At 38.6% G+C, this 20,647-nt stretch carries 15 protein-coding genes and 4 pseudogenes; 14 read left to right on the plus strand and 5 right to left on the minus strand.

Translation table 11 applies throughout. The features are described from left to right. Nucleotides 1–212 precede the first annotated feature (212 nt). Together AAHH42_RS07145 and AAHH42_RS07150 are read left to right on the plus strand one after the other, a co-directional pair. Complete coding sequence (locus tag AAHH42_RS07145; protein WP_342221958.1) at nt 213–2,693, plus strand: hypothetical protein; 2,481 nt, start codon at nt 213–215, stop codon at nt 2,691–2,693. A 396-nt stretch (nt 2,694–3,089) separates the two neighbouring features. Then, entirely contained in the window at nt 3,090–3,833 is a 744-nt protein-coding gene (locus AAHH42_RS07150; RefSeq protein WP_119797483.1) for a PAS domain-containing protein, read from the plus strand. Between the two features lie 781 nt (nt 3,834–4,614). Here AAHH42_RS07150 and AAHH42_RS07155 read toward each other — a convergent pair. Together AAHH42_RS07155 and AAHH42_RS07160 are read right to left on the minus strand one after the other, a co-directional pair. Next, nucleotides 4,615–5,355 carry a LuxR C-terminal-related transcriptional regulator gene (locus AAHH42_RS07155; protein WP_342221959.1) on the minus strand — a complete coding sequence of 247 codons (741 nt, stop codon included), beginning with the start codon at nt 5,353–5,355 and terminating at the stop codon, nt 4,615–4,617. An 85-nt stretch (nt 5,356–5,440) separates the two neighbouring features. Beyond that, nucleotides 5,441–6,160 (minus strand): helix-turn-helix transcriptional regulator, encoded by a 720-nt coding sequence (locus tag AAHH42_RS07160; protein WP_119963785.1) that lies wholly within the window; start codon nt 6,158–6,160, stop codon nt 5,441–5,443. Between the two features lie 732 nt (nt 6,161–6,892). Here AAHH42_RS07160 and AAHH42_RS07165 point away from each other — a divergent pair. The 4 genes and pseudogenes from AAHH42_RS07165 to AAHH42_RS07180 form a co-directional block, all read left to right on the plus strand. Beyond that, the gene (locus AAHH42_RS07165; RefSeq protein WP_119797481.1) at nt 6,893–7,102 is read left to right on the plus strand and encodes a hypothetical protein; all 210 of its coding nucleotides are present in this window, start codon (nt 6,893–6,895) and stop codon (nt 7,100–7,102) included. Nucleotides 7,103–7,179: 77 nt separating this feature from the next. After that, nucleotides 7,180–7,890, plus strand: a complete 711-nt coding sequence (locus tag AAHH42_RS07170) for a helix-turn-helix transcriptional regulator (protein ID WP_119797480.1) — start codon at nt 7,180–7,182, stop codon at nt 7,888–7,890. Between the two features lie 738 nt (nt 7,891–8,628). Then, nucleotides 8,629–8,844 (plus strand): annotated as a pseudogene (locus tag AAHH42_RS07175) (transposase); the annotation flags it as partial. A gap of 10 nt (nt 8,845–8,854) precedes the next feature. Further along, a pseudogene (locus AAHH42_RS07180) lies at nt 8,855–9,326 on the plus strand (integrase core domain-containing protein); the annotation flags it as partial. A gap of 215 nt (nt 9,327–9,541) precedes the next feature. Here the strand turns inward: AAHH42_RS07180 and AAHH42_RS07185 are convergent. The 3 genes from AAHH42_RS07185 to yejK form a co-directional block, all read right to left on the minus strand. After that, on the minus strand, nt 9,542–9,844 hold the full coding sequence (locus AAHH42_RS07185) for a hypothetical protein (RefSeq protein ID WP_162860037.1): 303 nt from the start codon (nt 9,842–9,844) through the stop codon (nt 9,542–9,544). Between the two features lie 194 nt (nt 9,845–10,038). Continuing rightward, the gene (gene rfaH / locus AAHH42_RS07190; protein WP_072549718.1) at nt 10,039–10,524 is read right to left on the minus strand and encodes a transcription/translation regulatory transformer protein RfaH; all 486 of its coding nucleotides are present in this window, start codon (nt 10,522–10,524) and stop codon (nt 10,039–10,041) included. Further along, nucleotides 10,521–11,534 (minus strand): nucleoid-associated protein YejK, encoded by a 1,014-nt coding sequence (gene yejK, locus AAHH42_RS07195; protein ID WP_342221960.1) that lies wholly within the window; start codon nt 11,532–11,534, stop codon nt 10,521–10,523. The genes rfaH and yejK overlap by 4 nt, the downstream gene beginning before the upstream one ends. Before the next feature lie 244 nt (nt 11,535–11,778). Between yejK and yejM the strand changes: the two genes are divergently transcribed. The 8 genes and pseudogenes from yejM to queC all read left to right on the plus strand — a co-directional run bounded on the left by yejM (nt 11,779) and on the right by queC (nt 20,576). After that, nucleotides 11,779–13,587, plus strand: a complete 1,809-nt coding sequence (gene yejM / locus AAHH42_RS07200) for an LPS biosynthesis-modulating metalloenzyme YejM (protein WP_072549720.1) — start codon at nt 11,779–11,781, stop codon at nt 13,585–13,587. Nucleotides 13,588–13,666: 79 nt separating this feature from the next. After that, complete coding sequence (gene gorA / locus AAHH42_RS07205; protein ID WP_342221961.1) at nt 13,667–15,031, plus strand: glutathione-disulfide reductase; 1,365 nt, start codon at nt 13,667–13,669, stop codon at nt 15,029–15,031. Between the two features lie 103 nt (nt 15,032–15,134). Then, the gene (gene lexA, locus AAHH42_RS07210; RefSeq protein WP_072549722.1) at nt 15,135–15,746 is read left to right on the plus strand and encodes a transcriptional repressor LexA; all 612 of its coding nucleotides are present in this window, start codon (nt 15,135–15,137) and stop codon (nt 15,744–15,746) included. A 205-nt stretch (nt 15,747–15,951) separates the two neighbouring features. Continuing rightward, complete coding sequence (pyrD, locus tag AAHH42_RS07215) at nt 15,952–16,962, plus strand: quinone-dependent dihydroorotate dehydrogenase (protein WP_072549723.1); 1,011 nt, start codon at nt 15,952–15,954, stop codon at nt 16,960–16,962. 204 nt (nt 16,963–17,166) lie between these two features. Beyond that, a pseudogene (locus AAHH42_RS07220) lies at nt 17,167–17,421 on the plus strand (IS1 family transposase); the annotation flags it as partial. Nucleotides 17,422–18,092: 671 nt separating this feature from the next. Next, on the plus strand, nt 18,093–18,806 hold the full coding sequence (locus tag AAHH42_RS07225; RefSeq protein WP_342221962.1) for a hypothetical protein: 714 nt from the start codon (nt 18,093–18,095) through the stop codon (nt 18,804–18,806). Between the two features lie 41 nt (nt 18,807–18,847). Next, the gene (locus AAHH42_RS07230; protein ID WP_342221963.1) at nt 18,848–19,492 is read left to right on the plus strand and encodes a hypothetical protein; all 645 of its coding nucleotides are present in this window, start codon (nt 18,848–18,850) and stop codon (nt 19,490–19,492) included. 286 nt (nt 19,493–19,778) lie between these two features. Further along, nucleotides 19,779–20,576 (plus strand): annotated as a pseudogene (queC, locus tag AAHH42_RS07235) (7-cyano-7-deazaguanine synthase QueC). The last annotated feature ends 71 nt before the right edge of the window (nt 20,577–20,647 follow it).

Genomic DNA, 20,647 nt, shown 5'->3' on the forward strand with positions numbered 1-20,647 from the left:
CGAATGGTACTGAATCGGTTGGATATCATGAAAACGGAAATGGGGTGGCTGATATATTCTATTTAGCTCAGTGACATGAATCGCAAATAACCCAGTTTGGTCGGTAATAGCCTCCGTTTATTCGATTTTAAGCGTTTTTTGATATTCCATTTTTATTGGATTGATTATCCTAAAAAAGACGTCTATAAATGGTAATAACAGGAGTAAATTTTATGCTACGTGTCCCACGGACAGGAGAAACTACCAGTGCCCAAATCGTTTCCCCACCCCCCGCCTACGTTTCTACATTGGGATCCATAACAGGGGCCAATAGAACTCATCAACAGCTCTCGGGAGAGTCATCACAAATTCAACGAAGCACTCAATACGCTTTAAGAGGATCTCAATATGAAACCAAGGTTATGTTCTCAACGAATACATGGAATAAACAGGATCCATTTTATCCTGTTTCTGGTAGAAGTGCTGCCGGTGGACGTAATATTGCTTTTTTGCAACAAGCTGAAAAAATATTTAATGATGGTACTCAAACCCTTCAACAAAAAAAAGAAGCAATTGTTGCGCTAGGCATCAAACTCGACTTACGTGGTTTGGAATTTTTTAATATGCCAGGTAATGTATCGGCAGAATTGAAAGAGGTTAATGGTAAATTGATTGCTGATATTATTAACCATAAATCCGGTGATGAAGCGGTTATTAAAAGAGTCATAGAACCAATGTCTGGCACTGGCACCTATTCTAATTGGATCAGGGCAGTAGGCTTTCAGAGAGAAATGATAGTTAATGACATTAATCCGTTAGTTACATTAACGCAAGGAGCAATTGTCTATCATCCTAATGAAGTACAGAAAAAAATTAAAGAAATTAAATCAGAAGTATTAAAGATTAGCAAAAATCATGGTTTTGATTTTGATGAGAATTTTATTATAAAAATTGATAAACTCCCTCCATCAATATCAATCGATAGTGAAATTAATAAAAATCAGGGGTTAAGACCGGAAGAAAAAACAGAAAAAAATACAGGAAAAAAAGAAATCCTTCAGACATTTTGTAATTCTGAAAAGGCGAAAGAATTGCGGCAAGAAATAAGAACGTACTTCGAAGAAATTGCGAGTGCTTTGGTACCAATAGAAAATGGACAAATAGCCCTAGATACATTAAATAGTGAATCTCGAATACATTTGGCCGCGTTATTTTATATTGCGCAAAATGCTACTGCAAGTTATTCAGACACTGTTAAAATAAACAAATCGCCATCAGGAGAATATACTATGCATTTACCTATGTCTATTCTTTCTAGTGAAAAATGCCAATATATACGCCTGTTTCCTAAAGTAACTAATGATGAAAAAATAAACTTTATTAGCCATGTTCATAACAACAAACTCAATCCTACAAAATTTGTGGCAGGAGATGGTTGGGAGTTATTAAAAAATTCTGATATTAGTTCAAGTGACTTAATAATATTAAGCGGTCATTTCAGCAATGTCTATTTATCTGAAGCTGATTTCGAGGAAAAGATTAAGGAATATATTATTCCTGCCGCTGATAAAGGAGCTCAAATTCTTATTATGAATTCTTTTTCACAGGGAAAAGAAGACATGTTTAAAAAACATGGCTTTCAAGTTTCTACGTGTCAGAGAACATCTACGGCTAAAGGAGATTTTCTATTAGCGTTGAAAAATATCATCACAGATGATGCAGTACTAACACAACAATATCTAGATGAAATGACCCAAATATCAGCATGGAGTGATGTGACACAACGTCTCGCTGACGAACTAAAGCCGCTGCTTCCTCGTTTGTATAATGAAATAAAGAGAACTGTCAGCGAATCAACTAATAGAGATAGTTGTGAAAGCTTAAATGAGGTACTACGGGTAATAGAGCCATTTATGCATCAGCCTTCTTTTGAAAAAGAGCAGCTAGAACAGCTAGTGAATATCTGTCAACATATAAAAACGATTGTTACTTGGGAGCCGAGTTTGAGTCAGCGGGCCTTATCGCTCGCCACTAGGTGCCGTGATAGGATAGAAGATGGACTTAAACAAAGGACGACAACGCAACAAATGGTGAAAAACATGAGCAGGGTATCTTCAAGCCTTTTCGATAGGAGCGTTAATGCTATGGCCGATGTCATTGTGGGTTTAAGTCCTTCCGGCTCCACCAGTCGTTCTGGTCAACACGGCGATCCTCAACGTTCAACAGATACATGGGCCCAGACTGCGAATGCTTTGTATGAAGGTTATGCTATTTCTAATGAAAAGAGGGAAAAAAATAAAGCGAATTCGGAAATAGAAGAAAAAAGGCATCAAGAACAGTTGAAAAGGAAGTACGAGAGTAGACAAAATACTATTCCTGATTCTTCTTCGCTAAATATTGGGGTGGCAACATCTATGAATAGTAGATCCTTGTCAACGGAGCGCCACAGAGAGGGTGAATATCAAACAGAAGATTCTTCACATATCTTTGATACAGAGGGAGAAGTTGCAAGCCTAGAGGCTCGGTTGGCGAAGCTAAGAGAATTTAATATGAGTAACCTGCTAGACCCTAGCACCAGTACTCCGGCACTACAACGCCGACTAGATGCGCTCAGAAGTGATTCCAGCAGCCGACAGGCTAAAAAATCTCGTACCCGTATTGCCGAGGGAATAGATGAATTTGGCAAACCGTTCACCTCTACGTTTACTTGGTAGTGGGCTAGATCTGTAATTTTTTCTAAGCCGTAGGTTACAGGTTCGAATCCAGCAGGGCGCACCAATGAAATCAATAATTTACATACAATTGCACACTGAATTTTCAACTACCTTTTTTAAAAGTGCCAGATTAATGACATGAAGGTCGAAAAAAAGGATAACATGGCCGATGTCTATGAAACAGGTTTCAAACAAGGCTACCTTGGACGTTGGGAGAGTGAGTCATTTTACGATGCACCACAGAAAGAAACGTTCGTTCAATAAGGATGGCACTTTCATTAAGGCTACTTGACCTTATCAAATAGTTAAGGGTATAGTTTACTTATGGTTACTGGGTGCTAGAGTTGATTTCCCCCGTGGTTACAGAATGATTTTAAAAATCTTACAGGATGCTATATGTCTGAAAATATTAACATTCAGTCTCTGCCTAAAGAAATTCCGCCGCAGTTTGTCGCGTTTTGGAAGATCAGCAGCGAACCTTGGGCTTTCAAAGACCCTGATTCGCGGTATCGGTATGCAAATTCAGCGTTCCTGGAACTGTTAGATTTACCACCGGAATTTAACATTGTAGATAAGAGCGACAGTGAGCTACCTGTAAACAAGCCTGCTGACAGTAAATTACCGTATCTTGATTTTGCTAAGTTTTCTCAACAATATCGCGACTACGAGAAGCTTGCTGTAGTAGCTAACCAGACTGTCTCATCAATTGAAACCCATTGTTTTGGTCGGGAAAAGAAAATTCAACCCTATATTTTCGATAGAACTCCTGTACTAAATGATCGAAAAGAGTCCGTTGGTGTAATGCTTCATGCACATCCGATGTCATTTTTTACACCTGGGCAATATGTCGAAAAAGAATCACCTCTTTCTCTACTGTATGATAAGCCAGACGAGTTCTTTACTGATGAAGAATATGATGTGATATTTTTCTTGTTGCAGAATATCAGTAATGAAAGCATAGCGGAAGAATTACATATTTCTGTTCAGAAAGTGGACAGTATCCAACAGGGAGTTTATGAAAAGGCGCAGATTGGTTCATTGTATGATTTTAAGGTATTTTGTAAAATTCGTGGCTATGAGCGCTATGCCCCACAAAAATTTCTCGAACCAAGCTCTAGGATGGTTCCTTTATCCACATAAAAATAGAAAAATTGGTTGATTAAGCACAAGTTAACGTAAAATACTGCATGATTGGGAATATACTAAATACGTGAACTGGATGTTGCTGGTGAAGTATAAAAAATGTAGCGGCTAGAAAAAGGTATGGATAGAATGCCTTATGTTTTTGTAATGGGCTCTGGATATATGATCAGAGCTATCCCATTAAAAATTACTTGATCAACTCTATAAAAAGGGAATTGATATCATCATTTCCGTCAACAATGACAGCCAACTAGAGCAGTCGTCGTGTAACATGATCTATGTTTTTAAGAAATAGTCATTAATATCAATATGTTGTTTTAATTTTCATAATCAGTTTATAGAACGAATGACAGCAAAAATCAGAGAAGAGTTTGAGGCGTGTTTTGAAAAATTAGAAGAGTCGAGTCAACATGCTTAACAGGTCAAAAAATCATTTTTATTTAAAAATTATAAAATCTGATTAGCAGGAAATCTAAGCCAAGTCTCCAATAATTATGCTCAAAACAAATAACTCATTGATTTAAAATTATTTTAATTTCAATGAGAGAATTATCTTTCCATATCAAAAAATGGCTTCAGTACTGGCTCCAGTGAAATGACCGATTAGCATGGCTTAGCTTCTTTGCTAACCAGGATATAAAATGGTTACGAAAAAAGTTAGATTAAGAAAACTCAATTTTACGTACTGTTTTGCAGTAAAATTTTTGATGGACAGCCCTGGACGTATGGTACTAAGGTTTTAAAAACAAAGATGTATTTCTAAGACAAACCTTGGCTTTTAAATAAATTGCACACCGGGCTGCATAAACCTTTTTGGAATATATCGATCAAAACCGGTCGCCTCACAAAATTCTTTAAATTGGCCTACTGAACAAACCCCTGCTTTTTGAAAAATGTTAGTTTTGTACTTTTCTATAGTATCATGAGAAACATCAAGCGCTCTGGCTATCATTTTGCTGGGCAAAGATTGGTGTAAGTAGAACACCACATCAAGTTCTCTTTTAGTGAATATGTCTGTAGGCGGATCCAATACTAATATAGAAGGTGTGAGTTTGCTCACATATTGAGGGAGGGAACAAAAATTTAATTTTCTTCCATAAAAAGCAGTGCCTATGCATTCTTTTTTTATTTCGTTACCAACAACCGTTTCCTTATAGAGAGGGAATTTCTCGGCGAAATAAGGTTGAAGTACCTTTTTTCGGGTATAAACTTGCGTTGAAATTATCCCAACACTTTTCCCTTTTTCAGCTTCCCTATCCCATCTTTGAAAATCTCCCGCAAACTCGGACCAAGGCGCGGGGCACTCGTTATCCAGTCGACCTTCAATATCAAAATTAACAGGTAAGTCAAAAACATCAAGCGCCGCTTCGTTAGCGTATACATACCGTGACTCATTGTCTCTCACCCCCCAAGGTTGCCCACCAATTTCCATAAATGATTTGAAGGAAAATAATTCGAGGGAATCTACCGTAATTCGCTGAGAATCAGGTATTTTTGCGTGATTGATATCATCATCCATAACAACCTCCTGAGTAAAGAATTAACTATTCACTAATAAGAGTCATTGTATTACGTGACTCACGTTACGTAGATTGGATAGGGAATTAAACGAACTGTACACCGGGTTGTATGAATTTTTTGGGGATATATCGGTCAAGCCCCGTTTCCCTACAAAATTCTTTAAATTGGTCTACTGAATAAACGCCCGCTTTTTGAAAAATTTTATCCTTGTACTTTCCTACCGTATTGTGAGAGACATTAAGCTTCCGTGCTATCACTTTAGCTGGCAAGGATTGTTGTAGGTAAAACACCACATCAAGTTCTCTTTCAGTGAACCTGCTTATGGGTGGAGTTAGTATCAATACAGAAGGAGTGAGTTTGCCAACATATTGTGAAAAGGAATAAAAATTTAATTTTCTTGCGTTAAAAATAGTACCGATACACTCATTGAGTCCATTATAGAGTGGTGTTTTTTCAATATAGTAAGGTTCAAGTTTTTGCTCACGTCCCCATAACTGGGTTGAAATTATAGCAACATTTTTTCTGTTTTTTTCAGTCTCTCGATCATGCTTTCGGAATTCTGTGGCAAACTGGGCCCAAGGGGCAGGACATTCCTCATCTAATCGACCTTCAATATCAAACCCAATCGGCAGATTATGGGCATCCAAAGACACTTTATTCATATAGACAAATCGTGATTCCTTATCCTTTATTCCCCAGGACTGACCACTGTTTTCCATAACTGACTTAAATGAAAGTGATTCAAGAGAGTTCACAGTAATCCCTTGAGAATCAGTTGCCTTTTCGTGATTAGCTTCGTCCATAGTAGCCCCCTAAATGTTTGAGCCTATACCCTAATATAGCGAAAACGGCCACAAAAAACCGAGGCTACGAGGAGCAAACAATACTCTATTTGCGTAAATATCACAAGACTACCCGTAATATTTTTTGTTAACGGTGTTTAACTTATTCAGTTTTTTGTGACGCACTTTTGCCTGAGTCCGTTTATGTAAAATCCTTACAGGAAGAGACTCTAGAGTGGATACTTTCTGGCGCATTGTTTTTCCTAAACTTGCGGCACGACGCTAAAGCTACAGTAGAAACAGAAATGAATTTTCTCCTATCTGAAAATTTTTTGTAAAACATGACTTAAAATCAAAGGCTTTATGTATATATAGTTGTCAATATTATATCGGTTACCATAAAAATCAGAAAAAAGCTAGTCCCTCTATTTTAGACTAGTGCCACTTATCTTTTTCATTAGTATTACCCGACATAGGTAATTGATACTCAATTATTTGCATTAGGTGAAAGTGATAGCTTTTAACGCAGGAGCCTGTACTGGTCTAATGGAGAAAATCGCATGAACGAATTTACTATCAGTATTATATTCTGGGTAATTTGTTTGATTTTGTATGTGGTCTGGTTGGTGTGGACTATCAGGACAGGAAAGAAAGACGGCATAGATTTGACATATAAATATCACGGGAAAAAGTTGAAATCTCGATCAATCCACTCGGGCTGGATACAGTCAGGATGGACACAAAGGAGACACGATGATGACGATTAAATTGAAACCAAAGATACGTTATAGATACGATGACCCCATCAAAATAGTAGATAATTTTTTGGTTCAATCAGGGCTTAATACCGTGTTTCCATGGCGTCACCCTGCTGATAGAAGACCTTCTATACAGAGTATTAACGCTCTGATAAAAATGCTGGATCAAGCTGAAGCAATACTGGCGGAAAAGGGAGACAGATAAATGATCTCATTGTTGTCAACATGAGTGAAATAAATTATTTATATTACAATGCACGTAACTAAAAAAAGAGAAAAAATATGAATAAGATTAAAACTTCATTAAAATCATTCCCTCTTATTTCTATTATGGAACATAGTGAAGATATTTGGGGCATAAAAGATTGTGAATCACGATTTATTTACACTAATCGGGCTTTTCGTGAATTTTTAAATATTCCTGCGTGCTTTAAAATCGAAGGAAAACGTGATGAGCAACTCCCCACGCCGGTAGCCGAATTTGCTTCGGAGCTGAAAAAGCAGGATCAAGAAACGATAAAGAGTGGACAAAGAGTCACGCTCATTAAAACACACTTTTTTGGTCGAAAGAAAAAATTAGAACCGTATCTCTATGAAAAATTTCCTTTGTATAATGAAAAAAATGAGTGCGTAGGAACTGTTTTTTATGGAAAAAAAATGGATTTTATTTCTTTGCCACAATATGTAGATAAGGTTACACCTTCAGTACTCGCATTGGAGCCACCAAGCGATCTGTTTACAGCATTTGAACTTAAAATTGTCTTTCATATACTACAGTCCTTAAGCGCCAAAGAGATAGGAGAAAAATTACATCGTTCTCCACGGACGATAGAAAACCATCTGCAAGTCATGTACAGAAAATCGGATGTTAATTCATTGCCTGAGTTTAAAAGATTCTGTAATGAACATGGTTTTGATTGCTATATCCCGCAAGAATTTATCCACCCTAGGATACAGTTTATTGAGAATAGGAGATATCATTATGAGCAATAGACAGAACAGAGCGAGAAAACGAGAGTTGAGAAATAAAGCATTAGAGGTTCAAAAAAAGCAAAGCAAAAAGGAAACGCTATTTAATCGATTAATAAATTGGTTCAAGAAGAAAAAAAGCCTAAACGTAAATTACCTTAAATACATTTTATTTACTCGTAAAAAATAATGTGTTTAACACAAGATGTCTTTTTACCTATAAATAATTTTTTAATATCATTAAATTTTATATTAGTAATTTTTATCTATAGAATATTTATGAGTATCTGGATTGCTTAGGGCGTAGGCGTGAAAAAAATGAGAGAGTGTTTAGAATTCTATGTCAGCATAAAGGCTAGATCATAATTTTACCATCAAATCTTCCTTCAAAATAAATAGCGAATTTTGATACCTGAACAACCTATTGAATACATGACATTTTTTTATTGCCTATTTTTAAAAGTGTCAAATTGGTGACATGAAGGTCCAAGAAAAAAATAACATGGTCGATGTCTATAAAACAGGTTTCAAACAAGGCTACCTTGGATGCTGGAAAAGTGAGTTATTTGACGATGAATGACAGAAAGGAACCTTCGCTCAGTGCAAGGACAGGTCGAAATGAAGAGGCAACATATTGATAAATAGTGACTGAAAAGTGGTGTTTTGTCGTGTTTTGTTGCCTATTATTTAATCTAAAATAATATATCTGTTTGTTTTAAATAATTTATTTTATTTTTGAATGGCTTTACGTTGAATATCTAGCTTCATTACCTTCCGCCGTATAGCCCGAATCTAAACCCGATAGAGCGATTGTGGAAGGTGATGAATGAGCAAACACGAAACAATAGATATTACCCATCTAAACAGAGTTTTAAGAACGATATCTTAAACTTCTTTGAGGTGAAGCTACCACAAATGGCAAGTTCTCTGGTATCTCGCTTAACCGATAATTTCCAGGCGCTAAATCCTGCATCTTGATTTCACTTGGGTATATACAGAGAAAAATGCCTTGGTTGCCGCAGATATGTTAAACGATCAGGTGCTGCCATTACATGATGAGCAAGCGGTTCCCTTATTGCGTATCCTGACCGACAGAGGGTCAGAATACTCGGGGAAAAAGGAAACCCATGCGTATCAGCTTTACCTGGAGCTAGAAGATATCGAGCATACGCGGACCAAGGCATACAGCCCGCAGACTAATGGTATCTGTGAGCGGTTTCATAAGACGATGAAAAATGAAGGCTATGACGTGATGTTTCGGCGTAAAATTTATTCATCATTGGAAGACATTCAGCAAGACATCGATAAATGGCTCGCATTCTACAACAGAGAGCGACCTCATTCAGGCTGGTATTGTTATGGCAAAACCCCCTGGGAAACTTGGATTGCATCAAAAGAGTTAGTAAAAGAAAAACAACTCGATAATTTATTTGAACCATCGCACACTCAGACTACTCTGACAAATTCGATCGCTTAGCTTGTGTCTGTCAGGTTAAGTTTGAGCTACTACAATTCCTGGTGATCGACGTCCTTGCTGGCACGTTTACCTGGAAAACGCCATCGGCAGGCGTGTTCTGGTAAAAAATACTTTTTAACTAACCCTCTTGTACCTTTATTCGGATACCTTAGCGTTGACCATCGGGGTAATACTTTGAATATCTCGCTGCCTACATAGCTAGAGATCACTGTGCTTGTAATAGTTTCCCCATTCCCACAATTTGGGACTGAGGATCTTGATTAATTCACCAGTAATCTTGCTCGGGAGAGACTTAATGGCTTCTTTGGTGTTACGAATAAACATTAACACATTGTATTTAATTAGTTTAATCAGTAATTTTTCCTTGTGTTTACGGATATTGAACCCCAAAAAACCAAATCCCTTACTAATATGCGTAATCGTTTTCTTCTCTATCGAGAGTGACAAACCACGTTTTTTTTGGAACGCGGGTATTAACGGTTTTATCGTATTCTCCAACACTTTTATTGATGCACAGAGTGATAACGAAGTCATCAGGATAGGAGATAAAATTCACTTTATCAGACTTTTTGGGCACCGCTTGTTTAATGTGTTGCTCTAATCCCGCTAATGTCAGCAACATTAATATTGGGGAGATAATACCGCCTGACGATTTCGCATAGGTTCTAAGTAATGTCTGCTTAGGATAAACGTTCTTACTTCTCAAAATGACGGTTGTCCAAACTTTGCGTCACTTGGCTATTAAGCATGTTCAACAATAGGATTGAGCGTGTTTCTCCATCCGGTTCAGTATAAATAGCCTGTAATCCAGCAAAAATTCCTTCAGTAACCCGTACAACGTCACCCAGTACCGGCAGCCTAGGATCAGACATTTTATGCATCATATGTAACTTTATATCATCAATGACCAATTGTGGAATAATCACCGGATGTATTCCAAAACGTACAAAATGGCTAACACCACGAGTGGCTTTGATCGTTGTGGTATGAATATTTTCAGGGCTAAACTCGGTGAATAAATAGTTAGGGAATAAAGGCTCAGTTACCGTGATCCGTTTTCTGCGGAAAATTTTTTCCATTTCCACTGTCGGTGTCAAACAAACGACTCCTTGTCGTTCCAAATGTTCTTGCGCACGTAACTGTTGAGCGCGTTTACAATAGAGTAAATACCAAGACTTCATGATGTTGTACTCCCACCCGAAGAGCGCCTTAGCTGATCACGTAAATTCGGAGGCGTGCCTTTGATGGTCAATGTGTCAGTCGCTGCGTCCCAAAGAACACGTTCACCCAGCAGCTGCACATCAAAATTGACAGTTAAACCCCCTCCGCTCCCCACAAATTTCTTCAATTGACGTAATGTTGTACGATCTCCCGGGAAGCTTTCTTCAAGAACGTATCCCTGTTCATTAGAAAACTGCTGAAGATTTTTCTCGCCTAAAACAGGTAGCTCTTGTGATAATGCATGTAGTTCAATTTCTTCACCAGTTTGTAATCGTTCATTACAATAACTGTACACTTGCTGTCGATACGATTGCTGCTCTTTTTTATCTAATTGCGCATCAGCACAATAGTCATCAACTGCCTGTAATAAGCCACGATTTTGTGCTTTAGTGTCTAAACCTTCAGTGGCCGCCAGGAAATCCATAAAGAAATCGGATATTTTGCGTCCTACTCGTCCTTTTAGGAAAGTGAGATAACGTTTCGATTGCAGGTTAGTTTCCCATTCGGTCAAATCAATACGAGCCACAATATCGGCATGGTTAATATCCAGATGATGTGTGATGCTCAGATCAAGCTGTTCATCAACACGCATACTATTACAACTGTTAAGAAACGCGATCAACAAATACTCGACAGCTAGATAGCGGTATTGACAGAACAGTAGAGTTCCACTCTCAGCAAACGAATATTTTGCTAGTTCATCACGTAGACGACCTGTAGCTGTGTGAGTAAAACTTAAGAAATCTCCATCACCCTTACGACTGAGTTTTAATGCATTAGCTAACTCACTTTGCTCATCAAACTGTCCATAAGCTTTGCTTTTTGTACTGTAGACACGGTGTAACTCGGTCATCATCTCTTTGACAACCGTGTCGGTTGACAGCAAAGAATCTCGTAGCACCATGCTAAATTTTTGATTGTCATCTTTGATCAATTGACGTAAAGCCATCTGATCGATATTCAGGCTCATGAAAGGTACTCCTTTTGGAAAACTGCCTATTCAAACACCTATGGATCCTGGCTGCAACTAAAAGCGATAACTGTGCTCAATAAGTCGCTAATGCTGTAAAATCGTATTTTTATCAGGTAGTATGTGTGGTTTTGTCAACGGGTAAAAATACAATTTTATCCAACACTATGCTTGCGTAATGGCATTTGCTGCCTCAATATGTGATGATGAAACTCATTAATTTATCAGTTAATACAACCTCAATATGGTGACAAATCGTCAGCGCTACCGCGAAAATGTGTCCGGGATGATCAGTTGGGGGCATTGGTTTGCCTTATTTAATATCCTTTTCAGCCTGGCGATAGGCAGTCGATACCTGTTCGTTTCTAATTGGCCGGCTTCCCTGCCGGGCAGAATTTATGCCTTGACCAGTTGGCTTGGGCATTTTAGTTTCATTGTTTTTGTCGCTTATGTATTGATAATCTTTCCTCTGACTTTCCTGGTGATGTCACAACGCGTACTGCGCTTTATTTCCGTGGTACTCGCCACTGTGGGGCTAACACTGTTACTGATCGACAGTGAAGTTTTCACTCGTTTCCATTTGCATCTTAATTCGGTGATATGGGAATTAATTGCTGATCCAGAGCAAGACGAGCTTACCCGTGATAAGCTATTCATCTTTTTTTGTGTACCGATCATTTTTCTGATTGAGATGTTCTTTGGTACCTGGTGCTGGCAGAGACTACGTAGCCTGAATCGTAAACCCGTTGTTAAGCCACTGGTAGCACTATTTACCGGGGCATTTTTTGCATCACATCTTATGTATAGTTGGGCTGACGCCAACTTTTATCGACCAATAACTATGCAACGGGCAAATTTACCGCTATCTCATCCAATGACTGCCCGTAATTTTTTAGAAAAGCACGGTATGCTAGATAAGCAAGAGTATCAGCGTCGTCTGATTGAACAAGGCAGCCCTGATGCTTTGGCTGTTGAATATCCCCTCAATAAGATCAGTTTTAGCGGCAAAAACATGGATGGTGAAGATAATGGCTACAATTTACTGCTGATCCTCATCGATGGCATTCGTAGCAGTAATCTCGCGTCAGATATGCCGATACTGACTCAATTTGCTGATGCTAATCTGCAATTTACTCGCCATTACAGCTCAGGTAATCGACAAAATACCGGTTTATTTGGTCTGTTTTACGGTATATCGCCGACTTATCTCGGTGGCATTCTTGCCGCACGTAAACCTTCCGCCTTGATTAACGCATTAGACACACGGGGCTACCAATTCGGCCTGTTTTCTTCTGATGGTTTCAAGTCATCTTTGTACCGGCAGGCATTATTGAGTGATTTTTCGTTACCTACGCCGATACAACAGAATGACAGCGTAACAACCACACAGTGGCAGCAATGGTTAATCAATCGCAGTACCGACAGAAAATGGTTCTCATACATTAATTTCAATGGCGCGACAGAAGATCAGAACAAAACAGCAGAGAAGGGACTCCCTTTGTCGACTGATTTTATCCACCACTATCAGGCAAGTGCCCAAAATACTGATCGGAACATCATGACCATCATTGCAACACTAAAGAAAAATTATCAGTGGGATAAAACAGTTGTGATCATCACCGCTGCTCATGGTATTGAATTCAATGACAGCGGTGATGGTACCTGGGGAGCGGGGAGTAAATTTAATCGTGAGCAGCTTCAGGTGCCGCTTATTATCCACTGGCCAGATAGATCGGCTCAAAAGATCGATAAGCTGACCAATCATGAGGATATTATGGTGACCCTGATGCAACATTTACTACATGTTAACACCCCGCCACAGGATTATTCTCAAGGTGAAGATTTGTTTGCTATTAAACGCAAGAATAATTGGGTGACAACGGGTGATGACGGTATGTTAGTGATCACCACCCCGACGCAAACCATATTGTTACATGATGACGGTAATTATCGCACCTATGACCAGCAGGGTAACGAAATAAAAGATCATAAACCTCCACTCGCACTGTTACTGCAAGTGTTAACGGAAACAAAACGTTTCATTGCTAATTAGTTAGAGCCTATTCGAGAACGTCGTGAATACACAATACAATAGATCTTGAACCATTTTACAACTTCATGGAAACGACACGATGAATAAACATTATGATTATCTAGCAATTGGTGGTGGCAGCGGCGGTATTGCTTCAATTAATCGGGCAGCCAGCTATGGTAAAAAGTGTGCATTGATTGAAGATAAAAAGCTGGGTGGCACTTGTGTGAATGTCGGTTGTGTTCCGAAAAAAATCATGTGGCACGCAGCACAGATCGCTGAAGCCATTCACGTATACGGTGCTGATTATGGTTTCAACATCGAACTAAGTACCTTCGATTGGCCAAAATTGATTGAAAGTCGCAATGCTTATATCAACCGAATTCATCAATCATATAAACGTGTTTTAAGTCATAATGACGTTGATGTTATCACTGGTTTCGCCAGGTTTATCGATGTGCATACTGTTGAAGTGAATGGTGAGAAAATCAGCGCCGATCATGTTCTCATCGCTACTGGAGGGTACCCCGATCATCCTGACATTCCTGGTGTTGAATACGGCATCGATTCTGACGGTTTTTTTGATTTACATGAAACACCAAAACGTGTAGCGGTGGTCGGTGCTGGCTATATTGCGGTAGAAATTGCCGGTGTGCTAAATGCATTGGGTGTCGAAACCGATTTATTGGTACGTAAACATGCGCCTTTACGCCACTTCGATCCTTTAATCGTGGAAAACCTGGTAAACACCATGAAACAGGGAGGGGAAGAAAGAAAGATAAAATTACATACCGAAGCAGTACCGCAAGCAGTGATTAAAAACGCGAATGGCAGCCTGGAGCTACAACTAGAAAATGGAAAATCACTTACCGTTGACCATGTCATTTGGGCAATTGGGCGCAAGCCAGCCACCGATAAGCTCAACCTCGATGCTTGTGGTGTGAAAATAAATGATAAAGGTTATATAGAGGTTGATAAGTTCCAAAATACCAGTGTTAAAGGCATTTACGCAGTCGGTGATAACACGGGTGCAGTGGAACTAACGCCGGTTGCGGTTGCTGCCGGTCGTCGTCTCTCTGAACGTTTGTTCAATAATAAGCTGAATGAATATCTCGATTACAATAATATTCCCACGGTGGTTTTCAGCCACCCCCCCATAGGAACCATCGGCCTGACTGAACCACAAGCCCGAGAAAAATTTGGCGCCGATCAAGTTAAAGTTTATCATTCTTCTTTCACTGCGATGTACAGTGCGGTCACTCAGCACCGTCAGCCTTGTCACATGAAACTGGTCTGCAGCGGCAGCGATGAAAAGATAGTTGGCATCCATGGTATCGGTTTCGGTATGGATGAAATCCTGCAAGGGTTTGCCGTAGCCGTAAAGATGGGGGCGACCAAGAAAGACTTTGACAATACAGTGGCTATTCACCCGACTTCCGCTGAAGAATTCGTTACCATGCGCTAATTCTCTAGAATAAAACACTCATTATTTTACGTAATTTGGGGTTCCCAAAACGGTGTTGACTGTATATACTTACATGAAACTGTATAGAAAAACAGGTAAAAGTATGAAAAGACTAACACCCAGACAACAAGAAGTTTATGATTTAGTCTGTCATTGTCGGGCACAAACTGGCATGCCACCGACACGTGCCGAAATCGCCAAGCATCTGGGATTTCGTTCAGCTAACGCTGCGGAAGAACATCTGAGAGCCTTAGCCCGTAAGGGAGTGATTGAAATCCTATCCGGTACCTCACGCGGCATCCGTATATTAATAGAGAAGGAAGAAGAAGGGCTACCCGTCATTGGTCAAGTAGCCGCTGGAGAACCGCTATTAGCACAGCAAAACGAAGAAGGGCGCCATAAGGTGGATCCCTCGTTGTTTAAACCCCATGCCGATTTTCTTTTACGAGTAAGTGGCATGTCAATGAAAGGCATTGGTATTTTCGATGGTGATCTTCTTGCCGTACACAAAACAAAAGATGTACATAATGGTCAAATAGTAGTAGCGCGTATTGAAGATGAAGTCACGGTAAAACGCTTACAAAAGCAAAATGATATTGTGCATCTTTTACCGGAAAACAATGAGTTTAAACCCATCATTGTTGATCTTAAACAGCAACATTTAACCATAGAAGGCCTAGCAGTAGGTATTATTCGCAATGGTGGTTGGCACTAACTTTTAACAAACCGTTTGCTTAGAGCCGTTCCAAATCTTTTTTGCGGTGTTCAGAAGAGGAAAAAATGGGCGAAAAAGCGTAATTTACTCTTTGTAACAACAAAAAAGAAAATGCGCATGTTGAGCGCATTTTTGACGAATTACTTGACCAAAATACGGCGAGCACAAGAGATTTCAAACAGGTTCTTAGGAGTATAAGAACACGATGTACTATTCACTGGTCAGAAAAATTTTATTTCAACTTGATGCTGAACGTGTGCACGAATTGACGTTGAGAGGCCTACAACGAATGACAGGAACGCCTTTAGCATTCTTGTTACGTCAATCGGTGCCGACAAAAGCGGTCAATTGTATGGGACTGTCATTTAAAAATCCATTGGGTTTAGCTGCTGGGTTAGATAAAAATGGTGAATGCATTAATATTTTAGCCGCTATGGGGTTTGGATTTATTGAGATTGGAACAGTAACGCCACGAGCACAACCGGGTAATGACAAACCACGTTTATTTCGGGTCAGCACAGCGGAAGGGATCATCAATCGCATGGGGTTTAATAACAAGGGGGTCGATAATCTGATCAACAATGTTAAGAAAGCGCATTTTAGCGGCATTCTTGGCATAAATATTGGTAAAAATAAAGATACTCCGGTTGAACAAGGTAAAGACGATTATTTGATATGTATGGATAAAATCTATCCTTATGCTGGTTATATTGCGATTAATATTTCATCGCCCAATACCCCTGAATTACGTTCATTACAGTATGGGGATGCACTGGATGATTTATTAGCGGCAATTAAGAATAAACAAACTGAACTACATCAACAATATGGTAAATATGTACCCATCGCGGTAAAAATTGCCCCTGATCTGACGGAAGAAGAATTAATTCAAATAGCCGACACGTTAATCAGACATAAAATTGATGGGGTAATTGCCACTAATACCACCTTGGATCGTTCTTTAATTCAAGGATTACCCTATTGTGAACAGAGCGGCGGCTTGAGCGGTCGCCCATTACAGCTCTCTAGTACCACTATCATCCGGCGTTTATCGCAAGAGTTACAAGGTCGGCTGCCTATTATTGGCGTTGGCGGTATCGACTCACTGATTGCCGCTCGAGAAAAAATAGCAGCCGGTGCCACTTTGATTCAAATTTATTCAGGGCTCATCTTTCATGGACCAAAGTTGATTAAGCATATTTTGGCTGATATTTAACGGATTTATTTCCCTAATTTTTTTATATTCTATGACTTTAATTATTAGGTTATAACGAGAATGACATCTTCGCTATAATGTGCCCTTATTTTATGGTCATGTATTCAATAGGTTGAAGCCATGTTAAATCTCTATTTCTAGCGGGGTAATTGATGATGGAAAAAATAGAGGTTCGTTACCGCTACTGCGGTCAAACTCCCAACGCTTCAGAGGCTCCTTGACCTATTAGCCCTTTTTCAGATGGACTTCTTCTGTACAGATGATTTTACTGCTTATTCGATTTTACCTTCCGCAAATCACATCGTTGGCACGCTTTATACGCAAAGGACAGAAAGAAAAAATTTAACACTGAGAATACGACTTAAACGATTGAATCGTAAAATGATAGGTTACTCAAAATCCGAAAAAATGCACGATAAGGTTATTATGACATTCATTGAGAGGGAATACTGTTTTTGATACTTGAACAACCTATTGAATACATGACCTATTTATCATAGTGGCAGTATTTTATTTATGATAAAAATTAATAAATTAAAAAATAAAAGTCACAATCGATCGAAATTAGGTCAAAATGCATTAGATTATCTTGTACTTTAACGTCTTACTCGATAACCCAAAAATTATAAAAATGAGTCAGATTTCGTCCCACTCGCTCCCTCTGCTATCACGGTATTTTTCCGTCATGGCAAGTGGATTTATGTCCCAGTAATTTTTGCGCAAACTCCTTACCTCTGGCTTCACTATGCAGCCTAGCTGATAAGTTTCTGATTTCGTGAAATGAGGGCGGTGTGCCTTGCCGTTTTAAGCTGTAGTAGCTCAACATCTTTGACTAACATTAAAGCGCACAGATATAGTGAGAGGCGTAAAATCAAAGCGTAGGTTCACAGCAAACGGAGCGGACTTGCTGTCCATGAGCATTGCGAGTATCCCGCACCACACAGTAGGTAATGACTACGGAGCGACAGAAGCATATTCTTTACATTCACTATATGTTAGTACAAGTTTAAATTTTATATTTGACTTGATATCGTTATAAGCTTATACCAGAGTTGATGTTATCTGAATCAGTGCTCGGTATAAAACTCGTGTCAACCTATAATGTAGTTCAACCTAAAAAAGGAACATCAATGGGAATAATAAATTTTTTCCATTTAAGAAAAGTTGCTTTTATCTGTTCTTTTCTAATAGTAACCGGATGCACTGATAAAGTTTATCCAGAAAAAACAGTTACGTTCATCACTATTTCCGACCTCCATTTTAATCCATTCTATAACTGTGATATTAAAAACGATACCTGCCTTATTATTGATAAACTTCAAGCAGCGCCAACATCGCAATGGAAAGAAATTCTTGAGCGGTATGAACAAAGTAAACAAATTTATAATAAAGATACAAATTATTTTTTATTTCACTCTGTGTTAGGTACTTTGAAGAAACGTGCTGATGATACCCATGCGCAATTTGTATTATTGTTAGGTGATGTTTTAGCACATGACTATAATAAAAATTATATAAAATATACAGGAGATACTTCTTCAATAGGAATACAAAATTTTGTTAACAAGACAATGCAATTTATTACCAATGAATTAAAAAATAGGCTTTCATCTATCGATGTTTATACTGTAGTAGGGAACAACGATACCTATTCCGATCATTATACTTCTGAAGCGGTATTTTACAAAAATATAGCTAAAATTTGGAGTCAATCGATAAAAGATGAAAAAAATCGTATTAAAATGGAAAATGATTTTAGTAAAGGGGGGTACTATTCTCTCGAATTGTCTAAACAAAAAAAACTGCGTTTAATTGTGCTTAATACTAATTTTTTTCTACCTTAGGAAAAGGTCTGGATATTGAAGCTAAAGAAGAATTAAATTGGTTGCATAATGAATTATCTTCTGTGCATAAAAAAAATCAAAAGGCAATCATTGCGTTACATATTCCGGTTGGAATTGATGCGTATCAAAGTGTGATACAGAGTGACGTTGTGAGTCTTTGGGATCCACAGAACACACAACAATTTTTATCTCAACTTGAATATTACTCTAATGAAATTATCGCTATTTTTTCGGGTCATTTACACACGGATTTTTTTGAAATAATTAAATTTAACGGAAGAACTAAAAATATCTTTCTAACTGGCACACCCGCTGTCAGCCCATTATTTAGCAATAATCCAGGATTCAAACTGTATCGCTACTCTCGTAACACTTTAGAACTTCAAGGTTATTCAACCTATTATTATCCCTTGGACAGTATAAGGCCAGAATGGAAACTGGCCTATGATTCGAATAAAAATTATAAACTGGCTTGCCGTTCTTGTAATTTGATGAAAGCTATGGATAAAATTAAGCCAAGTGGCGAATTAGCTGACAGTTATCAAAAATTCTATATGCTTAGAAAAGATTTACAACCTATTACCAAAGAAAACAAATGGGTACCTTATTATTGTGCTATTCGAAACCTCACAGCTGAAACTTATCAGGTGTGCCTGAAAAATTTAGCTTTTAGAAAGGGGATATGAAGCACGATTTTCTACCTTACATGTCCAGCTATGTATAGCTGAGCGATTTAATTTTGATTAGCATTCAAATATAAGACACTTCGTACATTTACTCATCAATGTATCCGTTAGACAATCAAAATTAAATCGCATATCTATAACGAATTGTTTTTAGCCCTCCTAAAAAAATACAGAAAACCTTTCATTTGAGGAAATGAATGACAATGGGTAACATAACCTACTCATTGATCTCCACATCAGTTCGGTGTTTTCGATATCGAATCTCTCTCTACAGGAAGGTAGTGTTATGAAACGGGCCGTTGTCGTTTTTAGTGGTGGTCAAGACTCCACCACCTGTTTGACCCAGGCTAAAAGAGAAAAAAAATATGACGAAATCTATTGCATCACATTTGATTATGGACAATGCCATCGTGAGGAAATTTAAGTTGCGAAAAAGCTAGCACGACAATTCGAGGTGCAAGGTCATAAAATCTTAGATACCACATTACTTAACGAGTTGACCACGAGTAGCCTGATGCAAGACAGTATCTCTACACCGATCCACAATAGGCTCAATGAAAAAGATGGCGAAGAAAATAGTGAAGGAGGTAAGCCGAGCCTTCCCAGCACTTTTGTTCCTGGAAGAAATATTTTGTCTCTTACATTGGCAGCTATTTATGCTTATCAGGTACAGGCAAATGCCGTTATCTCCGGTGTCTGTCAAACAGATTTTTCCGGTTATCCTGATTGTCGTGATGAGTTTGTTAAATCCCTCAATGGTGCCATCAAGCTAGGCATTAATAGAGATATTTCTTTTATCACCCCCTTGATGTGGCTAGATAAAGCTAAAACTTGGGCTTTAGCGGATTATTATCAGCAACTGGATACTGTCCGTAATTCTACCTTGACCTGCTACAATGGCACTAAAAGCGATGGCTGCGGTACCTGTGCTGCTTGTCATTTACGTTCCCGAGGTTTAAACCGTTATCTTGCTGATCGAGAGAAAGTCATGGCTTCCCTAAAGAAAAAACCGGACTGTCTTGATATCTTGCTTGTTTTAAGAGCCCATTCGAAATCTCGAAATCGTCATAAACGATTCAGATGAGAAAAGAATGAGCGGAAAAGCGCAGTTGCTTTTGTGTACTTTTACTTATTCCCGCGCCCCACCCCGTTTTG

The organism is Candidatus Fukatsuia endosymbiont of Tuberolachnus salignus, assembly GCF_964030845.1.
GTDB lineage: Bacteria > Pseudomonadota > Gammaproteobacteria > Enterobacterales > Enterobacteriaceae > Fukatsuia > Fukatsuia symbiotica.

Excerpts from the sequence above, each read along its gene's own strand:
- AAHH42_RS07145 (WP_342221958.1), top strand. The coding sequence starts at position 213 with ATGCTACGTGTCCCACGGACAGGAGAAACTACCAGTGCCCAAATCGTT.
- AAHH42_RS07150 (WP_119797483.1), top strand. The coding sequence starts at position 3,090 with ATGTCTGAAAATATTAACATTCAGTCTCTGCCTAAAGAAATTCCGCCG.
- AAHH42_RS07155 (WP_342221959.1), bottom strand. The coding sequence starts at position 5,355 with ATGGATGATGATATCAATCACGCAAAAATACCTGATTCTCAGCGAATT.
- AAHH42_RS07160 (WP_119963785.1), bottom strand. The coding sequence starts at position 6,160 with ATGGACGAAGCTAATCACGAAAAGGCAACTGATTCTCAAGGGATTACT.
- AAHH42_RS07165 (WP_119797481.1), top strand. The coding sequence starts at position 6,893 with ATGATGACGATTAAATTGAAACCAAAGATACGTTATAGATACGATGAC.
- AAHH42_RS07170 (WP_119797480.1), top strand. The coding sequence starts at position 7,180 with ATGAATAAGATTAAAACTTCATTAAAATCATTCCCTCTTATTTCTATT.
- rfaH (WP_072549718.1), bottom strand. The coding sequence starts at position 10,524 with ATGAAGTCTTGGTATTTACTCTATTGTAAACGCGCTCAACAGTTACGT.
- yejK (WP_342221960.1), bottom strand. The coding sequence starts at position 11,534 with ATGAGCCTGAATATCGATCAGATGGCTTTACGTCAATTGATCAAAGAT.
- yejM (WP_072549720.1), top strand. The coding sequence starts at position 11,779 with ATGGTGACAAATCGTCAGCGCTACCGCGAAAATGTGTCCGGGATGATC.
- gorA (WP_342221961.1), top strand. The coding sequence starts at position 13,667 with ATGAATAAACATTATGATTATCTAGCAATTGGTGGTGGCAGCGGCGGT.
- lexA (WP_072549722.1), top strand. The coding sequence starts at position 15,135 with ATGAAAAGACTAACACCCAGACAACAAGAAGTTTATGATTTAGTCTGT.
- pyrD (WP_072549723.1), top strand. The coding sequence starts at position 15,952 with ATGTACTATTCACTGGTCAGAAAAATTTTATTTCAACTTGATGCTGAA.
- AAHH42_RS07225 (WP_342221962.1), top strand. The coding sequence starts at position 18,093 with ATGGGAATAATAAATTTTTTCCATTTAAGAAAAGTTGCTTTTATCTGT.